Source organism: Streptomyces sp. NPDC058773 (assembly GCF_042746015.1).
Classification (GTDB): domain Bacteria; phylum Actinomycetota; class Actinomycetes; order Streptomycetales; family Streptomycetaceae; genus Streptomyces.
Genome location: NZ_JBHYPE010000011.1, coordinates 16,683 through 38,522, shown reverse-complemented (window position 1 = coordinate 38,522; position 21,840 = coordinate 16,683). Strand labels below are relative to the sequence as shown.

The following is a 21,840-nucleotide window of genomic DNA, read 5'->3' as shown; positions in this document are numbered from 1 at the left end:
GGTGAGGGTGGCTGCACGACCAGGCCCTGGTGGGTCCGGTCGCTCGGATCCCCTGTGCGCCGGTGCCACAGGGGCGACTCGGAGGTTGGACCATGCAGCTCACCCGCGCCCGACGCGCCGTCCTCGGCGCACTGACCGTGCTCACCCTCGTCCCGCTGGCAGCGTGCGGGGACGGCGGCTCCTCTGCCGCATCGTCCCCGGCCGCCGAGGCGGAGCGGTCGGACGCGGCGGCCAAGCCGTACACCGGCGCATTCAAACGGCTGGAGCGGAAGTTCGACGCACGGCTGGGAATCTATGCCGTCGATACCGGCAGCGGTCGCGAGGTGGCCTACAACGACGGCGAACGGTTCGCCTTCGCCTCCACGTTCAAGGCGCTGGCCGCCGGTGCCGTCCTGCGGAAGTACTCGGCGAGCGGGCTGGACCGGGTGGTCAAGTACTCCAAGGACGATCTGGTCGACCACTCCCCCGTGACCGAAAAGCATGTGGGAACGGGAATGAGCCTGGGCGATCTGTGCGATGCCGCGGTCCGGTACAGCGACAACACCGCGGGCAACCTGCTCTTCGACGCGCTGGGCGGCCCCAAGGGCCTCAACGCCGACCTCAGGAAGATGGGTGACGCCACGACCCGGATGGAGCGCCGCGAGACCGAGCTGAACGAATGGTCCCCGGGCGCCACACGGGACACCAGCACACCGCGGGCGCTGGCCGAGGACCTGCGTTCATTCGTCCTCGGCGACACCCTCGGCAAGGGCGGACGCGCACAGCTCACCCGGTGGCTGCGGAACAACACCACCGGTGGCGAACTCATCCGGGCCGGGATGCCCAAGGGCTGGGTGGTCGGCGACAAGACCGGCGCCGGCAGCACCTACGGCACCCGCAATGACATCGCCGTGGTGTGGCCCGCCGGTCGTCGCGCCCCCCTCGTCGTCGCGATCCTGTCGAACCGCACCGAGAAGGACGCCGACTACGACAACAAGCTGGTCGCGGAGGCGGCGTCGGTGGTCGCCGCCAAGTTCTCGTAACTGACGTAGCTGTCGTAGCTGTGGGGTGAGGGCCGGGACCCGGGCCGGGAGACGACCCGGCCGGGACCCGGCTCTCTCTTCGGGCAGAGGGGCCGTGGTCCGTGAGTGCGACCCGGCCGCGGCGGATCCGCCCTTCGGAGGGCGGCGCATTCCCGACCTGGGAGCGACGCATCGGGGATGCGCCGCGACAACGATGGATCGGGAATTCCGCACCTCCGCACCCCTCCCGGGAGTATCCATGTCGCAGCCCGCCACCCTGACCACCGGCCCCCGGGCGCCCGCCGGCGTCGCCGCCCGCGCGACGGAGCTGACCAAGGTCTACGGCGAGGGCGAGACCCGCGTGGTCGCCCTCGACTCGGTCTCCGTGGAGTTCGGCCGCGGCCGGTTCACCGCGATCATGGGGCCGTCCGGCTCCGGCAAGTCGACGCTGATGCACTGCATGGCAGGGCTCGACGCGGTCTCCGCGGGCTCGGCCCGGATCGGTGACACCGAGCTGTCCGGCCTGGACGACCGCCGGCTCACCCGCCTCCGCAGGGAGCGGATCGGCTTCGTCTTCCAGGCGTTCAACCTGATGCCCACCCTGAACGCCCTGGAGAACATCACGCTGCCGCTGGACATCGCCGGCCGCACGCCCAACCAGGAGTGGCTGGACCTGATCGTGCGGACCGTCGGCCTCTCTGGGCGGCTGCGGCACCGTCCCTCGCAGCTCTCCGGCGGCCAGCAGCAGCGCGTCGCCGTGGCCCGCGCGCTGGCCTCCCGGCCGGAGATCATCTTCGCGGACGAGCCGACCGGCAACCTCGACTCCCGTTCCGGCGCGGAGATCCTGGGCTTTCTACGGGATTCGGTACGGGAGTTGGGGCAGACGGTCGTGATGGTCACCCACGACCCGGTGGCCGCCTCCTACGCGGACCGGGCGGTCTTCCTCGCCGACGGACAGCTCACCGACGAGCTGCCCGCCCCCACTCCCGAGACCGTCCTCGACCGGATGCGGCACTTCGACACCACGGTGCGGACGGACTGACGACACGGACCGGCTGACGCGCCGCTCCCGTACGGCATCCGTCTCGCACAGCGCCGTCCCGTACGGCGCCCGTCCCGTACGGTGCCCGTCCCGTACAGCCTCGCGCCTCACCCGGCGCGCGCCCCTCCCGCGCCGCCTCCCTGCCCCACCCCTCGCACACTCCCCTCGCGTACCCATTCGCGTACTCCCAGGACTGGCCCACCATGCTGCGTACCGCCCTGCGCAATGTCCTTGCGCACAAAGCCCGTTTGCTGATGACCGCGCTCGCGGTCCTGCTCGGTGTCGCCTTCGTCTCCGGCACCCTCGTCTTCGCCGACACCACGGCGAACGCCCTCCGCAGCGCGTCGGCCGAGAGCCTCAAGGGCGTGGCCGTCTCCGTACGAGCGGACGATGCCACCCCCGATACGCCGGCAGGCGGCGCATCAGACCAACGGACGACCGTCCTCACCACCGTGCTGGCCCGGAAAATCGCCCGGCTGCCCGGTGTGGCCTCGGTACGCCCCACCGTCAACGGCACGGCCACCCTGGCCGCCAAGGACGGCCACCCGGTCAACGCCGACGACAACAGCCAGAACCTGGCCACCACTTACCTGCCCGGCCCCGGAGGCAAGGACAGCCGCTTCCCGCTCACGGCGGGCCGCGGTCCCGCCGCCCAGGGCGAGCTGGCACTGGACGCCCGGACCGCTGAGCTGGCCGGCTACCGGATCGGCGACACCGTCCGCTTCGCCATCGACGGGCCCACGCTGGCAAAGAAGCTGGTCGGCATCGTCTCCACCGACGACCCTCGGGTCACCGCCGGCAGCCCCCTGACGCTCTTCGACACCCGGACCGCACAGGAACTGTTCCTCCGCCCCGGGCAGTTCGACGAGATCGCGGTCGCGGCCAAGGACGGTACCGACGAGCGCGCGCTGACCGAACAGGTGCGGGCGCTGCTCCCCGAGCGGGGCGCCAGGGCCACCAGGGGAGTGGACCTGGCCGCTGAGCAGTCCGCCCAGATCGCCGAGGCCACCCGGTCGCTCACCAAGACCCTGCTGGTCTTCGCCGGAATCGCGCTGTTCGTCGGGGTGTTCCTCATCGCCAACACCTTCACCATGCTCATCGCCCAGCGCAGCCGTGAGATCGCGCTGCTGCGCGCCGTGGGAGCCTCGCGCCGCCAGGTCGTACGCTCCGTCCTCATCGAGGCCGCGCTGCTCGGACTCGTGGCGTCCGCCGCCGGATTCGCACTCGGCCTCGGCATCGCCGCCGCCCTGCCGCCCCTGCTCAACACGACCGGCGCCGGACTGCCCGACGGCCCCCTGGTCATCACGCCCACGGCCCCGCCGGTGTCGCTCGCGGTCGGGGTCGTGGTCACCGTCCTGGCCGCCTGGCTGCCGTCCCGCAGGGCCGCACGGATCGCCCCCGTCGCGGCACTCAGCAGCGTCGACCAGGCACCGCCCGCCCGTGCCCTGCTGATCCGCAATCTGCTCGGCGCCCTTCTCACCGCGGCGGGGATGCTGGTGATGCTCTACGTCTCCACCCTCCACCAGACCTCCGAATCGAATCTGCTCACCGCCATGCTCGGCTCCGCGCTGACCCTCGTCGGCGTGATCGTGCTGGCTCCGCTGCTGTCCAGGCCGCTGATCACCCTGGCGGGCAAGGTCACCACCCGGCTCTTCGGCGTCAGCGGCAAGCTGGCCAAGGAGAACGCACTGCGTAACCCGCGCCGCACCGCCGCCACCGCATCCGCCCTGATGATCGGGCTCGCCCTGATCACCGGCCTGACCGTCGGTGGGCGCTCCGCCCAGCGCGCCATGGACATCGAGGCCACACAGGGGCTGACCGCCGACTACAAGGTCACCTACGGCTCCGCCCGCGGCCTCGACAGCGACGCGGCCGGCAAGCTCGCCCGGGTACCCGGTGTCGCCGCGGCCGCTCCCGTCACCTCGGCGGGGCTCGACGCCCGGGGCCAGTACGCCGTGCTGACCGGCACGGACCCGCGGGCGTTCGGCAAGGCCGCCCAACTCGACTTCCGGGCCGGTTCGCTGCGTGACGTCGGCCCCGGGCGGATCGCGCTCTCCGACACGTTCGCCGAGCGGACCGGGCTCGGAGTCGGCGACACCGTCGATGCCCGGATGGGCAACGGCGCGGACACCGGTCCGGACGCGAAGCGGAAACTGACAGTGGTCGGCATCTACGCCAAGAGCCGTGCCGCCGACGACGCGCTGGGTGCGCTGAGCGATGTGCTGCCGTACTCCACCAGCCCCCGCGAGCTGGAAAACGTGCTGGTCAAGGCCGAGTCCGGAAAGACCGCCGGCCTGGAGCGGAAGATCCGTGCCGCGCTCGGCGACAGCCCGCTGCTCAAGGTCCGGGACCAGGAACAGCTCATCAAGGAGAACAGCAGGTCGATCTCCAGGGTCCTCACCATGATGTACGGGCTGCTCGGCATGGCCGTCGTCATCGCGATCCTGGGTGTGGTCAACACCCTGGCCATGTCGGTCTTCGAGCGCACCCGCGAGATCGGGATGCTGCGGGCCGTCGGCCTCGACCGCTCCGGCGTCCGTCGCATGGTCCGGCTGGAGTCGGTGGTGATCTCGCTGTTCGGCGCGGTGCTCGGCATCGGCACGGGCATCTTCCTGGCCTGGGCCGGCGGCAACCTGACCACGACCTCAATGCCGGCGTTCGAGACCGTACTGCCCTGGGACCGGCTGGGCATCTTCCTGGCACTGGCGCTACTGATCGGCCTCCTGGCCGCGGTCTGGCCGGCCCGCCGGGCAGCCCGCCTGAACATGCTGCAGTCGATCCAGCCGAGTTGAGCCGAGCGGCTACTCCGCAGGGACCTGTTCCGCGGCTCGACGACGCGCCGCGACGTTGCGGAGAAAACCGGTCAATGACGGGCGCCCGAAAAGAACCAGATGATGACGGCAGCCCCCAGCATCTCCACCGACCAGAACAGGCAGGAGTCCCTGATATCGGGAGACTGCTGATGTGCCGTCAGAACAGCTAGGACTCAAGGACATCCGAAACAAAAGACGTCGGGGAGTCAGCACGGCACGAGCAGAAGGGAGAAGGGCCAAAAACACCCCGACCGCTTGCCGATATGAGCCGGGGACGCCCTGCTGACCTGGGATGACACAGGTCGCGAGGCCGTCCCCGGTCTCATCGTCACCCGATTCGGGCGATCCCCCGCGTCGCCCGAATCGGGCTGCTTGACCGGATCCGTTCCCGTGGCGGGGATCCGGAGTCATACTGAGTGTGTTGGCCCCAAGCCAGTCAACGCAGGAGTTACAGGATGTCCCCCCGCAGCGCATCGGTCAATGAAGAATTGCGGCGGCGCTCCCGCGAGCGGCTGCTCCAGGCGACGGTCGACCTGGTGGCAGAGCGCGGCTACGAGGCGACGACGCTCACGGAGATCGCCCGGCGGGCGGGAGTCGCGCGAGGGCTCGTCTCCTATTACTTCCCCGGTAAGCGGCAGTTGCTCCAGTCCGCCGTGCACCGGCTGATGCACCTCACGCTACAGGCGGCGCTGGAGCGTGCGCCGAGGCCGAGCGGACCGGACGCCGGGCGGGAGCTGATGACCCGGGCCATCGACGCGATCCTGGGGCTTGCGGATGCCCATCCGCTGCTGATGCGGACGCACATGGCGGGGATTCTGACAGCCGAGGGTTTCATCCGGTGCCCCGAGCAGCAGCGACTGGCCAGGCTACTGCGGGAGACCCTGGTGGCGTACGGATCGTCCGATCCCGATACCGACTATCCGTTGCTGCGGGCCCTGTTGATGGGTTCGGTGGTGGCGATGCTGCTGCCGGGAGCGGCCATGCCACGGGACCGGCTGCGTACGGAACTTCTCCAGCGGTACGGACTGGAGGGTGAGTTGGGGGTCTCCTCGGATGAGGGAACGCCGTCCGGCGGGACGCGGGGACCGGGACCGGGTGGCCAGCGGTAGTCGGGCTGAGTCTGGACGTTGACTTGCGCCGGCATCACGGTGAGACGCGTCTGGGGCCGGCCGGGCCCGGTCTGCGGGTTGGGCTGCTGTGGCACGACACCCGCCGCCACGGGACGGCCCGCGGAGACCGGGGAGACAGGCCCTAACGCTTGTTGTGGCGCGGCGTCAGCAGTCCGTCGTCGCGGGCGCCGGCGATCAGTCGCAAGGATCTCCGGCGGTTACGGCCGGTGGCAAGCATGACGGCCGCCACCGGATCGCGCCCCTCCCGCTGTGCCTGCCGGTAGGCGTCCGCGGCGACCTTGCGCCGCTCCCCGGTCCGCGTCCGCGCGAGCACGGCGGAACGGGCCCGCGCCGCCGGTGTGGTGGAGGGGAGCGGCGCGGATGCCGGAGACGGCGCCGAGCCATCGGGGGGTGTGGATGCCGAGTCGGGCGTGGGTGAGTCAGGTGTCGTGGGCGGCCCGGGCGGCGTGGATGACGTCGCTGAGGCGGACGGCGGGGCAGGCGCGGACGGCGAGGAAGGTACAGACCGTCCTGCGGCGCCCTTGGCGGCCTTCTTCGCGGCAGCCTTGGCTGCGTTCTTGGCGGCGCTCTTGGATGCCCGTCCTGGCGCCTGCCGTGATGCTTTCCCTGACGCTTTCCGGGGGGCCTCCCCGGGAACCTGCTCGCAGGGTTGCTCCGCACGTGAGTCGGGGGCCGGGGAGGCAGGCAGGCCGGCGGGGTGGCCGAGGCCCGCACCGGTCGGAGCCGGCTTCGCTTCACTCTCACCATCGGCGACGCCCGCCACATCCGCCGCCGCCATCCCGGTCGGCTCCGTCGCCGTCGTCCCTGTCGCCGCCCCCATCCCCGTCGGCGACCCCGATCTCGTCGGCACCACTCCTGCCCCTGCCTCCCCCGTCTCCCCCGTCTCCTGCATCTCTCGTCTCTCCGCCTCCGTCACCTCACCCCCCGGCGGCCTCGCGCATTCCGCCGCCGCCCCCGCTCCGACGCCCGACCGTCCCGGCGCCGCTCCCGTTTCCGCTCCCGCCTCTCCCCTGGACTCCGTTCCCGTCCCGGACCGAGCGTGCCGCAGCGGCTCAGGCGACGATGCCGGCCGCTGACCCCGTACCGGATCGTCCGCCACACCGCACACGGACTCCGGCTGCGGCTCCGGCTCCGACGCCAGCCCGTCGTGCCATCCCCCACTCCGCTCCCGTACCACGTCCGCCGGGCCGGGCTGCCGGGGTGTGGGGCGGGGCTTCCGTGGGCGTCCGGTGGCTGCCCGGAAGGCGTCATCCAGGGGGCCGTCGATCCAGCGGGCGAGGTCGGCGAGGCCGCCGAGGGTCAGCGGCGGGTCGGCACGTACGTCCTCGACGGTGATGTGATCGTCGGAGACCGTCACGAGGACATCGACCCGGGCGCCGTCGGCGAAGGTCAGCCGGGCGCTGCACCAGGGGCCCAGCGGGTCGAGCCGGGGCAGCGGGCAACCGGGCCCCCCGGGTCCGGCCGGATCGTCCGGGGCGGCGGGGTCGGGAGCGGGCGCGGCGGAGCCGTGCGCCCGCAGCTCCCATGTGGGCCACTCCAAGGGCGCGCCCTGGGCTTCATATCGGTGATTAACGGTATAAAAGTCACTTTCCGACACATTTGAAAACCTAGCCCCCCGCTCACCCGGCCCAGTGGCGCGGCACGCTCATCCCACGGGGAGCAACCCCGATAGCGCATCTCCCGTCGCGCGCCCGCCGGTGCGATCCTGGGGGTATCCCGCAGAAGGGGCCACTCGTGCTTCGTGTCGCAGTGATCGGTTCCGGGCCCAGCGGCGTCTACACCGCCCAGTCCCTGATCGAGCAGCAGACCGTACCGGACATCGAGGTGTACGTCCTGGACCGGCTGCCCTGCCCGTACGGTCTGGTGCGCTACGGCGTCGCCCCGGACCACGAGAAGATCAAGTCACTGCAGAACAATCTCCGTACGGTGCTGGAGCACCCCAGGGCCCACTTCCTGGGGAATGTCGAGGTGGGGGCGCCGGGGCTGGGCATCGCGGAGTTGCGGAAGATCTTCGATGCCGTGGTGTTCTGTGTGGGCGCCGCCACCGACCGGCGTCTGGGCATCCCCGGCGAGGATCTGCCCGGCAGCCATCCGGCGACCGAGTTCGTCGCCTGGTACAGCGCGCATCCCGATGCGGCCGCGCTCCGCTTCACCTTCGCAGCCAGGTCGGCCCTCGTGATCGGAGTGGGGAACGTGGCGGTGGACGTGGCCCGGATGCTGTCCCGTGGCGCCGCCGAACTCGCCGCGACCGATATGCCGCAGGGACCGCTCGGCGCGCTCGCGGACAGCCACGTCGAGGACGTCTGGATGATCGGCAGACGCGGCCCCTCCCAGGCGAAGTTCACCACCAAGGAGCTGCGGGAGCTGGGTTCCCTTCCGGATACGGACGTACGGGTACGGCCCGAGGAACTGGCACTGGACCCGGCGTACCGGGACCCGGGCGAGCTGCCCGCGGCGGCGCGGCGGAACGTCGAGGTGCTGCGCGGCTGGGCGGAGCGGCCGGCGACCGGCCCGGAGAACCCGGACGCGGGGGCCGGGGCGCCGCCCGCGCGCCCTCGGCGCCGTATCCATCTGCGGTTCTTCCTGCGGCCCGTCGAGATCCTGGGGGACGACGGCGGCGTCCGCGCGGTCCGGTTCGAGCGGACCGCGCCCGACGGGGCGGGCGGGGTCTCGGGGACCGGCGAATTCGAGGAAATCGAGGGGCAGTTGGTGCTGCGTTCGGTCGGCTACCGGGGGACGCCGCAGCCCGGTCTGCCGTTCGACGAGGCGACGGGGACGGTGCCGCATCTGGCGGGGCGGGTGCTGCAGGACGGGGCGCCGCTCCCGGGTGTGTATGTGGCGGGCTGGATCAAGCGGGGCCCCACGGGGGTGATCGGCACGAACCGGCCGTGCGCGAAGGAGACCGCGTCGTCGCTGCTGGCGGACGCCCCCGCACTGGCGGCGCGCGGTACGGACGGGGGCCCGTTGGCGGCAGGGGCGGCGCACCGTACGGCCGAGGATCCGGTGGCGGCGCTGATCCGCGCCGGGCAGCGGCCGGTCCCGTGGCCGGGCTGGCTGGCCATCGAGGCCGCCGAGGCGGAGTGGGGCCACGGGCTGGGACGCGGCACGGTCAAGCTGCCGGACTGGGCAGGGCTGTTGAACGCGGCCCGCTCGGCGGAACCGTCCGACTGAGACTGTGGGCCGAGCCGGCTGAGCCGACGAGCCGGTCAGCCGGACGCGAGGGGAAGCGGCCGGAGGTGACCGGAAGCGACCGGACCAGAGGCATCCGCCTCGCTACACCACACCGGCCCCGCCCCGGGCAACCCTTCCCCCCCGAGGCCGGCCCCTCTCACCCCTCCCCAAGGCGGCGGGCCTGCAGTTCCGCACCCCTGAGGACGTCGTCGATCAACCCGGGGAAGAGTTCATCCAGATCGTCCCGGCGCAGCCCGTTCATCTTCGCCGTGCCCCGGTAGAACTGCTGGATGACGCCATGCTCCCGCAGCACCCTGAAGTGGTGCGTGCAGGTCGACTTGCTGACCGGAAGTTCGATATCCGCGCAGTTCAGCTCGCCCTCGGCCGCCGCCAGGGCACAAACGATCCGCAGCCGCATCGGGTCAGCGAGGGCATGCAGCACGTCGGCGAGCCGGATGTCCGCACGGGCCGGATGCTCCAGCGAACGGGAGCCCGACGAGGTACGCGGAGAGGTCGTATCGGTCGGCATGGCGGCTCCTGATTTCTTCGGCGGGACGCGGTATGGCCTGGTCGCGCCGCCCCGCCCGCTTATTGTACGAGAAGCATCGTAGTTTGACATCCGTCACAGAACACCCCGCCCACAGCGGCACCACGGCACGAAGGCCCGACGCCTACAGACACATCGCCGCACCAGGCCACCAGACGACTACCCCACCACCTACCCCACCGCCCACCGCGCGAGTCGGGTCGGGGCGGTCGGGTCGGGTCGGGTCGGGTCAACAGGGACATACAGCGATCCGAAAACCCAGGGCATGTCCGACGACTGAGAGGCCGCACGGCGAGCGCCCACGCAACCGCCTGGAGGACCCGGGCGTCTTTCGACCAGCCGACCGCAACAGCCACGAGACGTATCGGGGGACCAAGAATGGCCATCACACTGGCCGAGGAAATCATCCTGCTCTCACTGGACGACGAGTCCGGAGTACTGGAGCAGCGACAGGCGGCGGGCTGGGCCGTCGCGGGCGGGATCCTGCTGGACCTGGTCCTCGCCGGGAGGGCATCCGTCGAGGGCAAGCACCTCAAACAGACGGACGGGACGCCGACCGGTGAGCCCTTGCTCGATGACCGCATGGCGCTGCTCGACGCCTGGTTGGGCGGCCGCGAAAAGCGCCGCGTGACGGACTGGCTGACAAAGGACCGGGGCAACGCCGCCCGCGCGGCCATGGACAGCCTGTGTGCGCGCGGCGTGGTCATCGAGCAGCACTACAAGGTCCTCGGCCTGTTCCCGATGCGTCGCTACCTCAAGGCCGACAGCGCACCCGAGACGGAGCTGCGCCGGCGACTCCAGGCCGTCGTCCTGGAAGGCACGGCACCGGACGAGCGCACAGCGGGCCTCATCGCCCTGCTCCACGCGACCAAGCTGCACCGCCTGGCATTCCCCGACGCCCCCCGTAAGCAGGTGACCGACCGGATGGCAGCCATCGCGACCGGTCAGTGGGCAGCCGAGAGCGTTCGCACTGCGATCCGCGCCGTGCAGGCAGCCATAACGGTTGTCGCCGTGGCCGGCGCCACGGCCGGAAGCTAGGCCCGCCACCTGCCCACCGAACAGCGTACCCGTGGTGCAGGCGCCCATCGGGTCCGCGGTCACCACGGAGCTGGTGGCGGCGGTGGCCAACGCAGGAGGACTCGGCACCCTTGCACTGACCTGGGTCACGGCCGAGGAGGCGGTGCGCCGGATCCGACAGGTTCGGCGGGCGACACCGAGGCCCTTCGCCGCGAATCTGGTGCTGGACTTCCCCGTTGACGAGCTTCTCGACGCCTGCCTGGCAGAAGACGTGCCGGTCATCTCGACGTTCTGGGGTGACCCCTCGGACGTCACCGCGCGTGTGCACTCGGCCGGTTCCCTGCACCTCCACACGGTCGGTTCGGTCGCCGAGGCCGAACGCGCCGTTGCCGCAGGCGTCGATGTGATCGTGGCCCAAGGGTGTGAAGCAGGCGGCCATGTCCGCGGGGAGGTCACCACGATGGCGCTCGTGCCCGCGGTCGCGGACGCGGTGCACCCGGTGCCCGTCATCGCGGCCGGCGGGATCGCCGACGGGCGCGGGCTCGCCGCCGCACTTGCCCTCGGCGCCCAGGCCGGATGGCTTGGCACCCGCTTCCTGACGGCATCCGAGGCGGCCACGCACGAGGTCTACCGTCAAGCCGTCATCCAGGCGGCGCCGCAGGACGCGGTGCACACACGGTGCTTTGACGGCGGCTGGCCCAACGCCCCGCATCGCGCCCTGCGCAACTCCACGCTCCGCACCTGGGAGGCCGCGGACCGTCCGGCCGCTCCGAATCGCCCCGGCGAAGGCGCAATAGTGGCCCGGAGCGCCGACGGACGGGCCTGGTCGCGTTACGACGACACGGTCCCTGCCCCCGGAATGACGGGTGAGGTGGAGGCGCTCGCCCTCTACGCGGGCCAGAGCGCCGGGCTCGTCCACGACGTCACCCCGGCGGGCCGCATCGTGGTGGACCTCGCCGCGGACGCCGCAGCCCTCATCAGCCGGACGGGTGCCACCTGAGACTGCCGCTTCCCTGCACCACGCCACTACAGCGGTGAGTCCGCACTGCGCGATCGCCGAGGGAGAGACCGCCCCGAAATGGCAATGCCTGAATGCCAGTTGGAGTACTACGCTGCACTCCGACGATCGAGGAGGGAGCATGGAGCCCTGCGCGGAGTGCGGTGTGCCCGTCGTGGAGTCGCGATCCTGTGACGACCTGTTCCAGGTCTTGCTCGCGTTGGATCACGGACGGCAGGCACCGTGGGGGCCGTTGCACGGCGTCTCAGTCGCTTGCTTTCTGTTCCAGCACCCCAGTCGGCTTCCCTCCGACGGTGGCGCGAGGGCCTGGGCGCTCCTGCACGCATACCTCGAAGACGGCCTCGATGCGGTGAACCAACTTGTCGGTCAGGCTCGTCGTGGCAACTCGCATCGCGTGAAGAGCGGCCCTTCGCCAGTCGCCCGCGACACCGCACCGCCGCGCCGGGACGCGCCGCCCACCCGTTTCTCCGTCACGATCGAAGACGTCGCCGTCGACGGGACGTTCCCCGCCGAGGAGTTCGCGGAACGCGTCAAGGCTTGGGCCGCCGCCACGGTCGACGCATGGAGCCGCAGCGCTTGACCGGAAGTCCCTGGGCCCGGCGGGAAGCCGGCGCACGGCGCGGCTGAGCTGCTGGACGTGCCTTGCGTGATGCCGGTCAGCGGTGCCGCCCGCGCCGGAGACCATCACTGCCCCTTCCGCCCCTGCCCTTTCGGCTGCGCCCCGGCTCACCACGTTCGCGCCACTACTGGTGCCACCCCCGGCACCCCGCTCCATCGACCGCTCACCGGCCGCCGCCCCGCCTACCTGCCCACCCCCGCCCATCCATGCATCGTTCGATAGGCGTCGTAGTTTGACAGGTGCCGTAGTACGACGGCTATCGTATGACAGCGGGTTCCGGTCGGTGCCCGTTCACCTTCAGGTACAGGAGCCTGCTGTGAGCGCACTGTTCGAGCCCATCACCCTTCGCTCGCTGACCGTCCCGAACCGTCTCTGGATGGCGCCGATGTGCCAGTACTCGGCGGACCCCGAGGGCCCGGCAGAGGGGGTGCCCGGTGACTGGCACTTCCAGCACCTGGCGGCGCGAGCGGCCGGCGGAACCGGCCTGATCCTCGCCGAGGCGACCGCGGTGAGCCCCGAGGGGCGGATCACTCCGTACGACCTCGGGCTGTGGAATGACACGCAGACCGAGGCGTTCCGCCGGATCACCGACTTCCTCAAGGCGCAGGGAACCGTTCCCGGAATCCAGATCGCACATGCCGGCCGGAAGGCCTCGACCGAGCGGACGTGGGTGCATCGCGGGGGCCCGATTCTTCCTGGTCAGCGGCTTGGGTGGGAGCCGGTCGGGCCGAGTGCGGTGCCGTTCGACGACGGGTTCGCGACGCCGGCGGAGCTGTCCGTGGCGCAGATCCGTGAGCGGGTGGCGCAGTTCGGTGCGGCGGCGCGGCGGGCGCTGGCGGCCGGCTTCCAGGTGGCCGAGATCCACGGTGCGCACGGGTATCTGATCAATGAGTTCCTCTCCCCGTTCACCAACCGGCGCACCGACGAGTACGGCGGCTCGTACGAGAACCGGACACGGTTCGCACTGGAGGTCGTGGACGCCGTACGGGCGGTCTGGCCGGACGAACTGCCGGTCTTCTTCCGGATCTCGGCGACCGACTGGCTCACCGAGGACACCACTGACGCGCGCGAGGGCTGGACGGCCGACGACACCGTGCGCTTCGCCCACGACCTGCGGGAACACGGCGTCGACCTGCTGGACACCTCCACGGGCGGCAACGCACCCGACGCCAGGATCGCCGCGGGGCCCGGCTATCAGGTGCCGTTCGCGGAGCGGGTCAAGAAGGAGAGCGGCCTGGCGGTGGGCGCGGTCGGCCTGATCACCGAGGCACGGCAGGCCGAGAAGATCATCGCGGACGGTCAGGCCGACGCCGTACTGCTCGGCCGCGAGCTGCTGCGCTCCCCCAGCTTCGCCCTGCACGCGGCCCGGGAACTGGGGGCGGAGATCGCGGTGCCGAACCAGTACCACCGGGCCGTCTGAGGCCGCCGGAGGGCCCGCTGCGTCCGCGGCGGGAGCGGATGCCGCACCGTCCGACCTGCACGGATGTGGTCCGGGACGCCATTGTCAGTGGTCGGGTGCAGACTTGCCACTATCTGAGACAACGGCGTCCCGGAGGTGTTCCGGCATGACTGACGTACTACTCGCGGTGGGCACGCGCAAAGGGCTCTTCATCGGGCGTCGGCGACACGGCGACTGGGAACTGAGCGGCCCGCATTTCCCCGCGCAGGCGGTGTACTCCCTCGGGATCGACACCCGTCGCACGACGCCCCGGCTGCTGGCCGGTGCCGACAGTGCCCACTGGGGGCCGTCGGTGTTCCACTCCGACGACCTGGGCGAGACCTGGCACGAGCCCTCCCGCCCCGCGGTCAAGTACCCGCCGGACACCGGGACTTCGCTGGAACGGGTGTGGCAGCTGCATCCCGCAGGACCGGCCGCACCCGATGTGGTCTACGCGGGTACCGAGCCGGGCGGGCTGTTCCGCTCCGAGGACGGCGGCGAGACCTTCGAACTCGTACGGGCGCTGTGGGAGCACCCGAGCCGGGAGCAGTGGGTGCCGGGCGGCGGCGGGCTGGCCGTCCACACCGTGATCACCGATCCCCGGGACCCCGATGCGGTCACGGTCGCGGTCTCCGCCGCCGGGGTCTTCCGCAGCCTCGACGGCGGCGCGAGCTGGGCCCCGTCCAACAAGGGCGTCAAGGCGGTCTTCCTGCCGGATCAGCATCCGGAGTTCGGCCAGTGCGTCCACAAGATCGCGCGGGACCCGGTCAACCACAACCGGCTGTATCTCCAGAACCACTGGGGCGTCTACCGCAGCGATGACGCGGGCGCGCAGTGGACGGATATCGGCAGCGGACTCCCCTCGGACTTCGGCTTCGCGGTGGCCGCACACCCGCGCAAGGGAGACGTCGCCTACCTCTTCCCGATCACGGCCGATATCGACCGGGTGCCGGCCGAGCACCGCTGCCGGGTCTTCCGCACCGACGACGCGGGACGGAGCTGGGAGCCGCTGAGCGCGGGACTGCCGGACGAGGACCACTACGGCACGGTGCTCAGGGACGCGCTCTCCGTCGACGACAGCGACCCCGCGGGGGTGTATTTCGGCAATCGTAACGGTGAGGTGTACGCCAGCGCGGACGACGGCGACAGCTGGCAGCAGCTCGCCTCCCATTTGCCGGATGTGCTGTGCGTACGGGCGGCCGCTGTTGCCTGAGGGGGAGGACAGTGACGACGGGAAGGTGACAGAAGACGGGACGATGCCGAGAGCGGCAGGCGGACAGGCAGCCAGCCGGACAGGCAGCCGGACCGAGCGGCCGGTAACGGAGCGGCGGGGCTGAGCGGTTGAGGCGTTCGCCGCTACGGGCCGCCGGGGACGGCCGCCGCTCCGGCCGGGGTTCCAACGCTGCGGGCCGCCAAGGGGGTGCTCCCTCCGCCACAAACGAGGACCTCCTCGCTGCCGCTGCCGCCGGCCCGTCCCCAGGCCATCGGTTGAAGACGAGGGGCCCGCGGCCAGTAGGGTGATCCCGTGGCTGCACGACCTCTCCAAGACATTGTCGAACCGGGCTGGGCCAAGGCACTTGAGCCCGTTGCCGGACGGATCGCCGCGATGGGTGACTTCCTGCGGGCGGAGATCGCCGCGGGACGCACCTATCTCCCGGCCGGCAACAATGTGCTGCGGGCCTTCCAACAACCCTTTGACGACGTACGGGTCCTCATCGTCGGACAGGACCCCTATCCGACCCCGGGGCATGCGGTCGGGCTCAGTTTCTCCGTGGCGCCGGACGTTCGCCCGCTGCCGGGCAGCCTGGAGAACATCTTCCGGGAGCTGCACTCCGACCTCGGACTCCCGCGCCCGTCGAACGGCGATCTGACGCCGTGGACCCGCCAGGGCGTACTGCTGCTGAACAGGGCGCTGACGACGGCCCCCCGCAAGCCCGCCGCGCACCGCGGCAAGGGCTGGGAGGAGGTCACCGAGCAGGCCATCCGGGCGCTGGTGGCGCGCGGCCGCCCGTTGGTGTCGGTGCTGTGGGGGCGCGACGCGCGCAATCTGCGGCCGCTGCTCGGCGATCTGCCGGCCGTCGAGTCCGCCCACCCCTCCCCCATGTCCGCCGACCGGGGCTTCTTCGGCTCGCGGCCCTTCAGTCGGGTGAACGACCTCCTCGTGCGGCAGGGTGCCCAGCCCGTCGACTGGAGGCTGCCCTGACCACGGGCGATAGTGTGCCCCGCATGACGAATGCGAACATCCCTGCGGGTTGGTACGCCGACCCTCAGGGCACCCCCCACCAACTTCGCTGGTGGGACGGGTCCCAGTGGACGGAGCACACCCACCCGGGACAACAGGCCGCGGCGCCGGGCCAGGCACCGGCCGCCCAGCCGGCCCCCCAGCAGGCACAGCAGGCGCCCCAGCACCACGCACCACAGCAACAGACCGCTCAGCAGGCCCCCCAGGCGCCGGCGCAGCAGCAGATGCCGCAGCAGTTCGCTCCGCAGCAGCCCGCGCAGGCTCCGGGTCATGCGCCGGGCCAGGCCCCCTATCCGGGCCCGCAGCAGGGGGGCGCACCGCACGGCCAGGGCTACGGCTACCCCCAGCAGGCGCCCGGCCAGGCGGCACCCGGCCGGCACGCGCCCGGCCAGCCGATGCCGCAGCCGTACGGGCAGCAGCCGATGGCGGGGCAGCCGGGCGGGAACCCGGCCGGCGTGCAGCGGCAGGTGCAGCAGCAGGCCGGGGTGGCGGCCGGCGGTCCGGGCGGTGGCACCCTCTTCACCGAACCGGTGCTGGTGGTCAACCAGAAGGCCAAGCTGATCGAGGTCACCAACGAGTACAGCGTCTTCGACCAGCACGGCAACACCCTGGGCGCGGTCGTCCAGGTCGGCCAGAGCACGGCCAAGAAGGTGCTGCGGGTCGTCTCCAGCCTCGATCAGTACATGACTCACAAGCTGGAGATCCGGGACGCGTACGGCCAGCCGCAGCTGGTGCTGACCCGGCCCGCGAAGTTCATCAAGTCCAAGGTGATCGTGCAGCGTCCGGACGGTTCGCCGGTCGGCGAGATCGTGCAGCAGAACGCCATCGGGAAGATCAACTTCGCGATGATGGTCAACGGCCAGCAGATCGGCGCCATCAAGGCGGAGAACTGGCGCGCCTGGAACTTCGCCATCGTCGACCACGCCGACACCGAGGTCGCCCGGATCACCAAGACCTGGGAAGGCCTCGCCAAGACGATGTTCACGTCCGCGGACAACTACGTCCTGCAGATCCACCAGCAGCTGCCCGACCCGCTGCTGAGCCTGGTCGTCGCCACGGCGCTGACCGTCGACACCGCCCTCAAGCAGGACGCCCGCGGCTTTGGGTGACCCGGCCGGCCGCGCCCCGGAGGCCCCCGGGACCGGCCATGTCCTCGGCGTCGACTCGGGCGGCTCGGGGCTGCGGCTCGCCGTCGCCCGCGCCGACGACGCCACCCGGCCGCTGGCCCGGCGTACCTCGCACGAGCCGGTGCGCACCGGCCCCGCGGGGATCGACGCGGAGCATCTGCTGACTCAACTGCTGCCCGCAGCAGCGGAGTTGGCTCGGGAAGTCGGTGCGGACGGATTCACCGCGGTGTGCGTGGGCGCGGCCGGCATGGCCTCGCTGGGCGAGGAGCTGCGCGCCCGGCTGCCGGCCGCGCTGGCGACCGCCTTCGGGGTGCGGCAGCTGGCGCTCGCCGCGGACGCGGTCACCGCGTACGCCGGGGCGCTGGGGCAGCGGCCGGGAGCGGTCCTCGCCGCGGGGACCGGCGCGATCGCCCTGGGCACCGACCTGACCCCGGAGGGTGGTTGGCGCCGCGCGGACGGCTGGGGGCATCTGCTGGGCGACTGCGGTGGCGGCGCCTGGATCGGCCGCGCGGGTCTGGAGGCCGCGCTGCGGGCGTACGACGGGCGGCCGGGCGGTTCGGCCGCCCTGCTGACGCGCGCGGAAGCGGTGTTCGGGCCGGTCACCGAGCTGCCCGTGGCGCTCTACCCGCGCCCCGACCGGCCCGCCGTACTGGCCTCGTTCGCCCCGGAGGTCGCCCGCTGTGCCATCGCGGACGACACGGTGGCCCTCGGAATCCTGCGGGCCGCGGCGGGCCATCTCGCCGATGCCGCGGCCGCGGTCTGCCCGCCGGGCGCCGGCCGCGCGGTGGCCTGTACCGGCGGGCTGTTCGGCATGGGCGACATCCTGCTGGCTCCGCTGCGTAGGGCGCTCGTCGAGCGGCTGCCGGAAGCCGAGTTGACCTCCGCTGCCGGGAGCCCGCTCGCCGGGGCACTGACCCTCGCCGCGGCACTGGCCGGCGACCGGCTGACGCTGCCCGCCGAGGGGAAGTTGTTGCAGATCACACGGCTTGCGCCGGGGTGACGCGCGGGATAAATCGGGACGGATACCGCTCGACCGAACCCTCCCTCGGCGCGGGGGTGGTCCGAGGCGTTAGCATGCGACGCCATGAGTTCCCCCACTGGGCCCGCACCTGGCTCGCCCGATTTTGACGCCGCCTCCCCGAGCCCGGGAGCCGCACCCGGTCTGCCGGTACGTATGCCGCGCCGGCAGTCCGGCCGCCACCGCAAGCCGGAGCCGCTCGCCGCACCCGAGGGCGCGCCCGCCCTGGTGCTGGCAGTCCCCGGCTCCCCCTCCGCCGCCTCGCGCAGCCTGGCGGAAGAGGTCTCCAGCATCGCCCGCTCCGAACTCCCGGGCCTCGACGCCCGGATCGGCTATGTCGACGGTGGCGACGACGAGTTCCCGTCCCTGGAGGCCGTGCTGGCGCACGCCGCCGCCGAGCACAAGGACCGGGTGGACGCCGACGGACAGCCCGACCCCGGACCCGCCGCCGTCGTGGTGCCGCTGCTGGCCGGACCGGACAGCGCGCTGCTGCGCCGGATACGCCAGGCGATGATGAACAGCGGTTCCGGCGCCGAGCTGACCGATGTCCTCGGCCCGCATCCGCTGCTCGCCGAGGCGCTGCACGTCCGGCTGTCGGAGGCCGGTCTGGCGCGTGCGGACCGGGCCCGGCTGTTCACCGTCGCCACCGCGGCGGACGGCATCATCCTCGCCACCGTGGGCGGCGAGGAGGCCGTGCAGGCCGCCGGGATCACCGGCATGCTGCTCTCCGCGCGGCTCGCGGTGCCGGTGCTGGCCGCCGCCCTGGACGAGGAGGGCGCGATCTCCCGTACCGCCGAGCAGCTTCGGGAGGCCGGTTCGCAGCAGCTGGCGCTGGCCCCGTACCTGATCGGCCCGGAGATCACCGAGGGTCTTCTGGGGGCGGCCGCGGCGGAAGCGGGTTGCTCCTCGGCCGAGGCGCTGGGCGCCTACGGCACGGTCGGCCGGCTGGTGCTCTCGAACTACGCGGCGGCGGTGGGCATCACCCTCCCGACGCAGACGCAGGGGGTTCCGGTCCGCTAGTCCGCCCGGACCGGACACCGTTCTCCGAGGGGCCGTCTTCGCGCAGCGCGCGGGGCGGCCCTTCGCCTTGCCGAGGTGGATTCGCCCCTACCGGAGTCGCCTCAGCCGGACGGAGGTAATAGCTCCGCTTCCCGCCCTGAGCGGCGCAGACGCCCGCCAGACAGCCCGGAACGGCGAAGGGTGCGCTGCGGGTGAGCGAACACCCGTACGCCCGCGAGAGAGGCGCACAGGGCACTTGCTGTCCCCCTCCGGCGCCGGCCGATGACTCCGGGTGCCGGACGACGCCTACCGGGCCACCTACCGGGCCACATCGCGTGCCAGTTCGTCCTCTCGTGCGGCGTGCCCGGGTTGAGCCGCGTATTGGTCTGTCCGGGTGATACCGAGTCAAGGCGGTGGTGTTCCATTGGCCATTTCGGGTTAATGGTCGTGACCGTTTTCCGGTGGGTTGCCCATCTCTCCGGGGAGAGAGGCAACCTCCTGTGGTGCGCGGGTGCGCGGTACGTGCCGGCGTGGCCTCGCTCTGTCCCGGTGTGCAAGCGGTGATCCGGTTCGCGTATACCGGCGTCGTGCGACGCGGGCCCCGGTGGGAGTTCTTGGGCGGCCCTCTCAGCAGAGAGGTGTGTCATGGAACCGACTACGAGTTGGTTGGGAGCTCCGGCGGTAGCCGGCGGGGTCCGGCCGGTTGTACCGGCCGGTGGATCTGAAGCGGCCGCTGTACGGGGGCTTGCGGCCGCGCCGTTCAGTGCGGCGTTCTCCACGGTGACGATCCCGGCGGGCACGACCCCGCTGGCGGTGGCGGTGGCGCAGAACGGCAACGTCTACGTCGGCAACGCCAATTCGGCCAACGTCACGGTGATCAACAGCACCACGAACACCGTCCTGGCCACCGTCCCCGCCGGCTCGGACCCGGCCATGATCGCGGTGGCGCAGAACGGCAACGTCTACGTCACCAACCAGAGCTCGAACAACGTGACGGTGATCAACAGCGCCACGAACACGGTCCTGGCCACCGTCCCCGTCGGCGGGGGCCCGTTCGCACTGGCGGTGGCGCCGAACGGCAACGTCTACGTCGCCAACAGCACGTCGAACAACGTGACGGTGATCAGCAGCGCCACGAACACGGTCCTGGCCACCGTCCCCGTCGGTGCGGTCCCGGACGCCGTGGCGGTGGCGCAGAACGGCAACGTCTACGTCGCCAACCGGAACGCGGGCACCGTGACGGTGATCAACAGTGCCACGAACACCGTCATTACCACCCTCCCCACCGGTGGTTTCCCGGGCTATGCGGCGGTGGCGCAGAACGGCAACGTCTACATCGCCAACCAGACCTCGAACAACGTGACCGTGATCGACAGCGCCACGAACACCGTCGTGGCCACCGTCCCCGCCGGCTCGGTCCCGGGGGTGATCGCGATCGCGCAGAACGGCAACGTCTACGTCACCAACACCGTTTCCAACAACGTGACGGTGATCGACAGCGCCACGAACACGGTCCTTGCCACCGTCCCCACCGGCGGGGGCCCGTTCGGGGTGGCGGTGGCGCCGACCGGCAACGTCTACGTCGGCAACAGCAATTCCAACAACGTGACGGTGATCAGCAGCACCACGAACACGGTCGTGGCCACCGTCCCCGTCGGCGCGTTCCCGTTCTCGGTGGCGGCGGCGCAGAACAGCAACGTCTACGTCACCAACGCCAATTCGGCCAATGTGACGGAGATTTCGCCGTTGACGGTGACGAACTCGCCGGTGTCGCCGGTGTGCGGGCAACCGGTGACGTTCAACATTTCCGGGGGGACTCCGAACGGGACGGCGGTGGTGAACTTCGGGGACGCCAGCCCCGCGGTCACCGTCCCCCTGGACGCCACCGGGAGCGGGCAGACCACCCACACCTACACCGCGGGTATGTTCACCGCGACCGTGAACGGCAACCCCACCCCCGTCACCGTGAGCACCAACCCCACCACGACGGCGCTGTCGGTGACGCCGAACCCCTCCACCTGCGGGCAGAGCGTGACCGTGTGCGCCACCATCACCCCGGCACCAGGCACCACCTCGGTGCCGACCGGCACGGTCACCTTCACCCTCCCCAACGGCCAGATCCAGATGGTCCCCGTCAACGCATCGGGGCAGGCCTGCTTCACCACCACGGCCCTGACCACCGGCATCCTCACCGCCGTCTACAGCGGTGACAGCTGCTTCACCGGCTCCAACGCCGGCACCCCCGTCACCGTGAACTCCAACCCCACAAAACTGACCGCGCAGCCAGGCACCATCCGGCTCCGGCTGACCCCGCTGCCCGAGTTCTACATCCCCACCCTCAGCGCCACTCTGACGACCACCTCGGGGATGCCGGTGGCCGGTCAGCCGGTGACCTTCACCGCCACCACGCTCTTCGGCCCGGTCAACCTCGGCACCGCCGTCACCGACGCCACCGGTACGGCCACCCTCCACAACGCCGTCGTCCCCGTCTTCGCCATCGCCACCCCCTTCTACACCGCCGCCTTCCCCGGCAATGCCTGCTACACCGGCGCCACGGCCCACGGCATCCTGCTGTTCATCCCCCTCCCGGAGTGATCTCATTGGCTCCGAACGCCCCAGGTCACCTGGCCCGCTGCGACTGGAGGAACACACCGTGGC

17 protein-coding genes are annotated in these 21,840 nt (G+C 71.5%); 15 read left to right on the top strand and 2 right to left on the bottom strand.

Features of this window, described 5'->3' with window-relative positions:
* Positions 1 to 92: 92 nt before the first annotated feature.
* From bla to ACFW5B_RS12455, 4 genes are all read left to right on the top strand, one after another.
* Positions 93 to 1,022 carry a class A beta-lactamase gene (bla, locus tag ACFW5B_RS12470; RefSeq protein ID WP_386437395.1) on the top strand — a complete coding sequence of 310 codons (930 nt, stop codon included), beginning with the start codon at positions 93 to 95 and terminating at the stop codon, positions 1,020 to 1,022.
* Positions 1,023 to 1,260: 238 nt separating this feature from the next.
* Positions 1,261 to 2,043, top strand: a complete 783-nt coding sequence (locus tag ACFW5B_RS12465; RefSeq protein WP_386437392.1) for an ABC transporter ATP-binding protein — start codon at positions 1,261 to 1,263, stop codon at positions 2,041 to 2,043.
* Between the two features lie 203 nt (positions 2,044 to 2,246).
* Positions 2,247 to 4,835, top strand: a complete 2,589-nt coding sequence (locus ACFW5B_RS12460) for an ABC transporter permease (protein WP_386437389.1) — start codon at positions 2,247 to 2,249, stop codon at positions 4,833 to 4,835.
* 476 nt (positions 4,836 to 5,311) lie between these two features.
* Positions 5,312 to 5,965, top strand: coding sequence for a TetR/AcrR family transcriptional regulator (locus ACFW5B_RS12455; protein ID WP_386437386.1), 654 nt, complete (start codon positions 5,312 to 5,314; stop codon positions 5,963 to 5,965).
* Between the two features lie 142 nt (positions 5,966 to 6,107).
* On the opposite strand, the gene ACFW5B_RS12450 is transcribed toward ACFW5B_RS12455, so the two are convergent.
* Positions 6,108 to 7,583, bottom strand: a complete 1,476-nt coding sequence (locus ACFW5B_RS12450; RefSeq protein ID WP_386437384.1) for a DUF6214 family protein — start codon at positions 7,581 to 7,583, stop codon at positions 6,108 to 6,110.
* A gap of 137 nt (positions 7,584 to 7,720) precedes the next feature.
* On the opposite strand from ACFW5B_RS12450, the gene ACFW5B_RS12445 reads away from it, so the two are divergent.
* Positions 7,721 to 9,157, top strand: coding sequence for an FAD-dependent oxidoreductase (locus ACFW5B_RS12445; RefSeq protein ID WP_386437381.1), 1,437 nt, complete (start codon positions 7,721 to 7,723; stop codon positions 9,155 to 9,157).
* 157 nt (positions 9,158 to 9,314) lie between these two features.
* Here ACFW5B_RS12445 and ACFW5B_RS12440 read toward each other — a convergent pair whose 3' ends face one another.
* Positions 9,315 to 9,686 (bottom strand): ArsR/SmtB family transcription factor, encoded by a 372-nt coding sequence (locus ACFW5B_RS12440; protein ID WP_386437378.1) that lies wholly within the window; start codon positions 9,684 to 9,686, stop codon positions 9,315 to 9,317.
* A 396-nt stretch (positions 9,687 to 10,082) separates the two neighbouring features.
* On the opposite strand from ACFW5B_RS12440, the gene ACFW5B_RS12435 reads away from it, so the two are divergent.
* The 10 genes from ACFW5B_RS12435 (at position 10,083) to ACFW5B_RS12390 (ending at position 21,777) form a co-directional block, all read left to right on the top strand.
* Positions 10,083 to 10,742: a GPP34 family phosphoprotein gene (locus ACFW5B_RS12435; RefSeq protein WP_386437375.1), complete on the top strand. Its 660-nt coding sequence runs from the start codon at positions 10,083 to 10,085 to the stop codon at positions 10,740 to 10,742.
* Positions 10,743 to 10,773: 31 nt separating this feature from the next.
* Positions 10,774 to 11,721, top strand: a complete 948-nt coding sequence (locus tag ACFW5B_RS12430; protein WP_386437372.1) for an NAD(P)H-dependent flavin oxidoreductase — start codon at positions 10,774 to 10,776, stop codon at positions 11,719 to 11,721.
* Positions 11,722 to 11,860: 139 nt separating this feature from the next.
* Positions 11,861 to 12,319, top strand: coding sequence for a DUF5946 family protein (locus ACFW5B_RS12425; RefSeq protein WP_386437369.1), 459 nt, complete (start codon positions 11,861 to 11,863; stop codon positions 12,317 to 12,319).
* A 355-nt stretch (positions 12,320 to 12,674) separates the two neighbouring features.
* Positions 12,675 to 13,778, top strand: coding sequence for an NADH:flavin oxidoreductase/NADH oxidase (locus ACFW5B_RS12420; RefSeq protein ID WP_386437367.1), 1,104 nt, complete (start codon positions 12,675 to 12,677; stop codon positions 13,776 to 13,778).
* A gap of 145 nt (positions 13,779 to 13,923) precedes the next feature.
* Positions 13,924 to 15,009 carry a WD40/YVTN/BNR-like repeat-containing protein gene (locus ACFW5B_RS12415; protein WP_386437365.1) on the top strand — a complete coding sequence of 362 codons (1,086 nt, stop codon included), beginning with the start codon at positions 13,924 to 13,926 and terminating at the stop codon, positions 15,007 to 15,009.
* Positions 15,010 to 15,321: 312 nt separating this feature from the next.
* Complete coding sequence (locus tag ACFW5B_RS12410) at positions 15,322 to 15,999, top strand: uracil-DNA glycosylase (protein ID WP_386437362.1); 678 nt, start codon at positions 15,322 to 15,324, stop codon at positions 15,997 to 15,999.
* Between the two features lie 23 nt (positions 16,000 to 16,022).
* On the top strand, positions 16,023 to 17,147 hold the full coding sequence (locus ACFW5B_RS12405) for a phospholipid scramblase-related protein (RefSeq protein WP_386437359.1): 1,125 nt from the start codon (positions 16,023 to 16,025) through the stop codon (positions 17,145 to 17,147).
* Positions 17,140 to 18,165 carry an N-acetylglucosamine kinase gene (locus ACFW5B_RS12400; RefSeq protein WP_386437356.1) on the top strand — a complete coding sequence of 342 codons (1,026 nt, stop codon included), beginning with the start codon at positions 17,140 to 17,142 and terminating at the stop codon, positions 18,163 to 18,165. The genes ACFW5B_RS12405 and ACFW5B_RS12400 overlap by 8 nt, the downstream gene beginning before the upstream one ends.
* Before the next feature lie 84 nt (positions 18,166 to 18,249).
* Entirely contained in the window at positions 18,250 to 19,203 is a 954-nt protein-coding gene (locus ACFW5B_RS12395; RefSeq protein WP_386437353.1) for a sirohydrochlorin chelatase, read from the top strand.
* 759 nt (positions 19,204 to 19,962) lie between these two features.
* Positions 19,963 to 21,777 carry an Ig-like domain repeat protein gene (locus ACFW5B_RS12390; RefSeq protein ID WP_386437350.1) on the top strand — a complete coding sequence of 605 codons (1,815 nt, stop codon included), beginning with the start codon at positions 19,963 to 19,965 and terminating at the stop codon, positions 21,775 to 21,777.
* Positions 21,778 to 21,840: the final 63 nt, after the last annotated feature.

Excerpts from the sequence above, each read along its gene's own strand:
- ACFW5B_RS12455 (WP_386437386.1), top strand. The coding sequence starts at position 5,312 with ATGTCCCCCCGCAGCGCATCGGTCAATGAAGAATTGCGGCGGCGCTCC.
- ACFW5B_RS12435 (WP_386437375.1), top strand. The coding sequence starts at position 10,083 with ATGGCCATCACACTGGCCGAGGAAATCATCCTGCTCTCACTGGACGAC.
- ACFW5B_RS12395 (WP_386437353.1), top strand. The coding sequence starts at position 18,250 with ATGAGTTCCCCCACTGGGCCCGCACCTGGCTCGCCCGATTTTGACGCC.
- bla (WP_386437395.1), top strand. The coding sequence starts at position 93 with ATGCAGCTCACCCGCGCCCGACGCGCCGTCCTCGGCGCACTGACCGTG.
- ACFW5B_RS12460 (WP_386437389.1), top strand. The coding sequence starts at position 2,247 with ATGCTGCGTACCGCCCTGCGCAATGTCCTTGCGCACAAAGCCCGTTTG.
- ACFW5B_RS12405 (WP_386437359.1), top strand. The coding sequence starts at position 16,023 with ATGACGAATGCGAACATCCCTGCGGGTTGGTACGCCGACCCTCAGGGC.
- ACFW5B_RS12440 (WP_386437378.1), bottom strand. The coding sequence starts at position 9,686 with ATGCCGACCGATACGACCTCTCCGCGTACCTCGTCGGGCTCCCGTTCG.
- ACFW5B_RS12425 (WP_386437369.1), top strand. The coding sequence starts at position 11,861 with ATGGAGCCCTGCGCGGAGTGCGGTGTGCCCGTCGTGGAGTCGCGATCC.
- ACFW5B_RS12415 (WP_386437365.1), top strand. The coding sequence starts at position 13,924 with ATGACTGACGTACTACTCGCGGTGGGCACGCGCAAAGGGCTCTTCATC.
- ACFW5B_RS12465 (WP_386437392.1), top strand. The coding sequence starts at position 1,261 with ATGTCGCAGCCCGCCACCCTGACCACCGGCCCCCGGGCGCCCGCCGGC.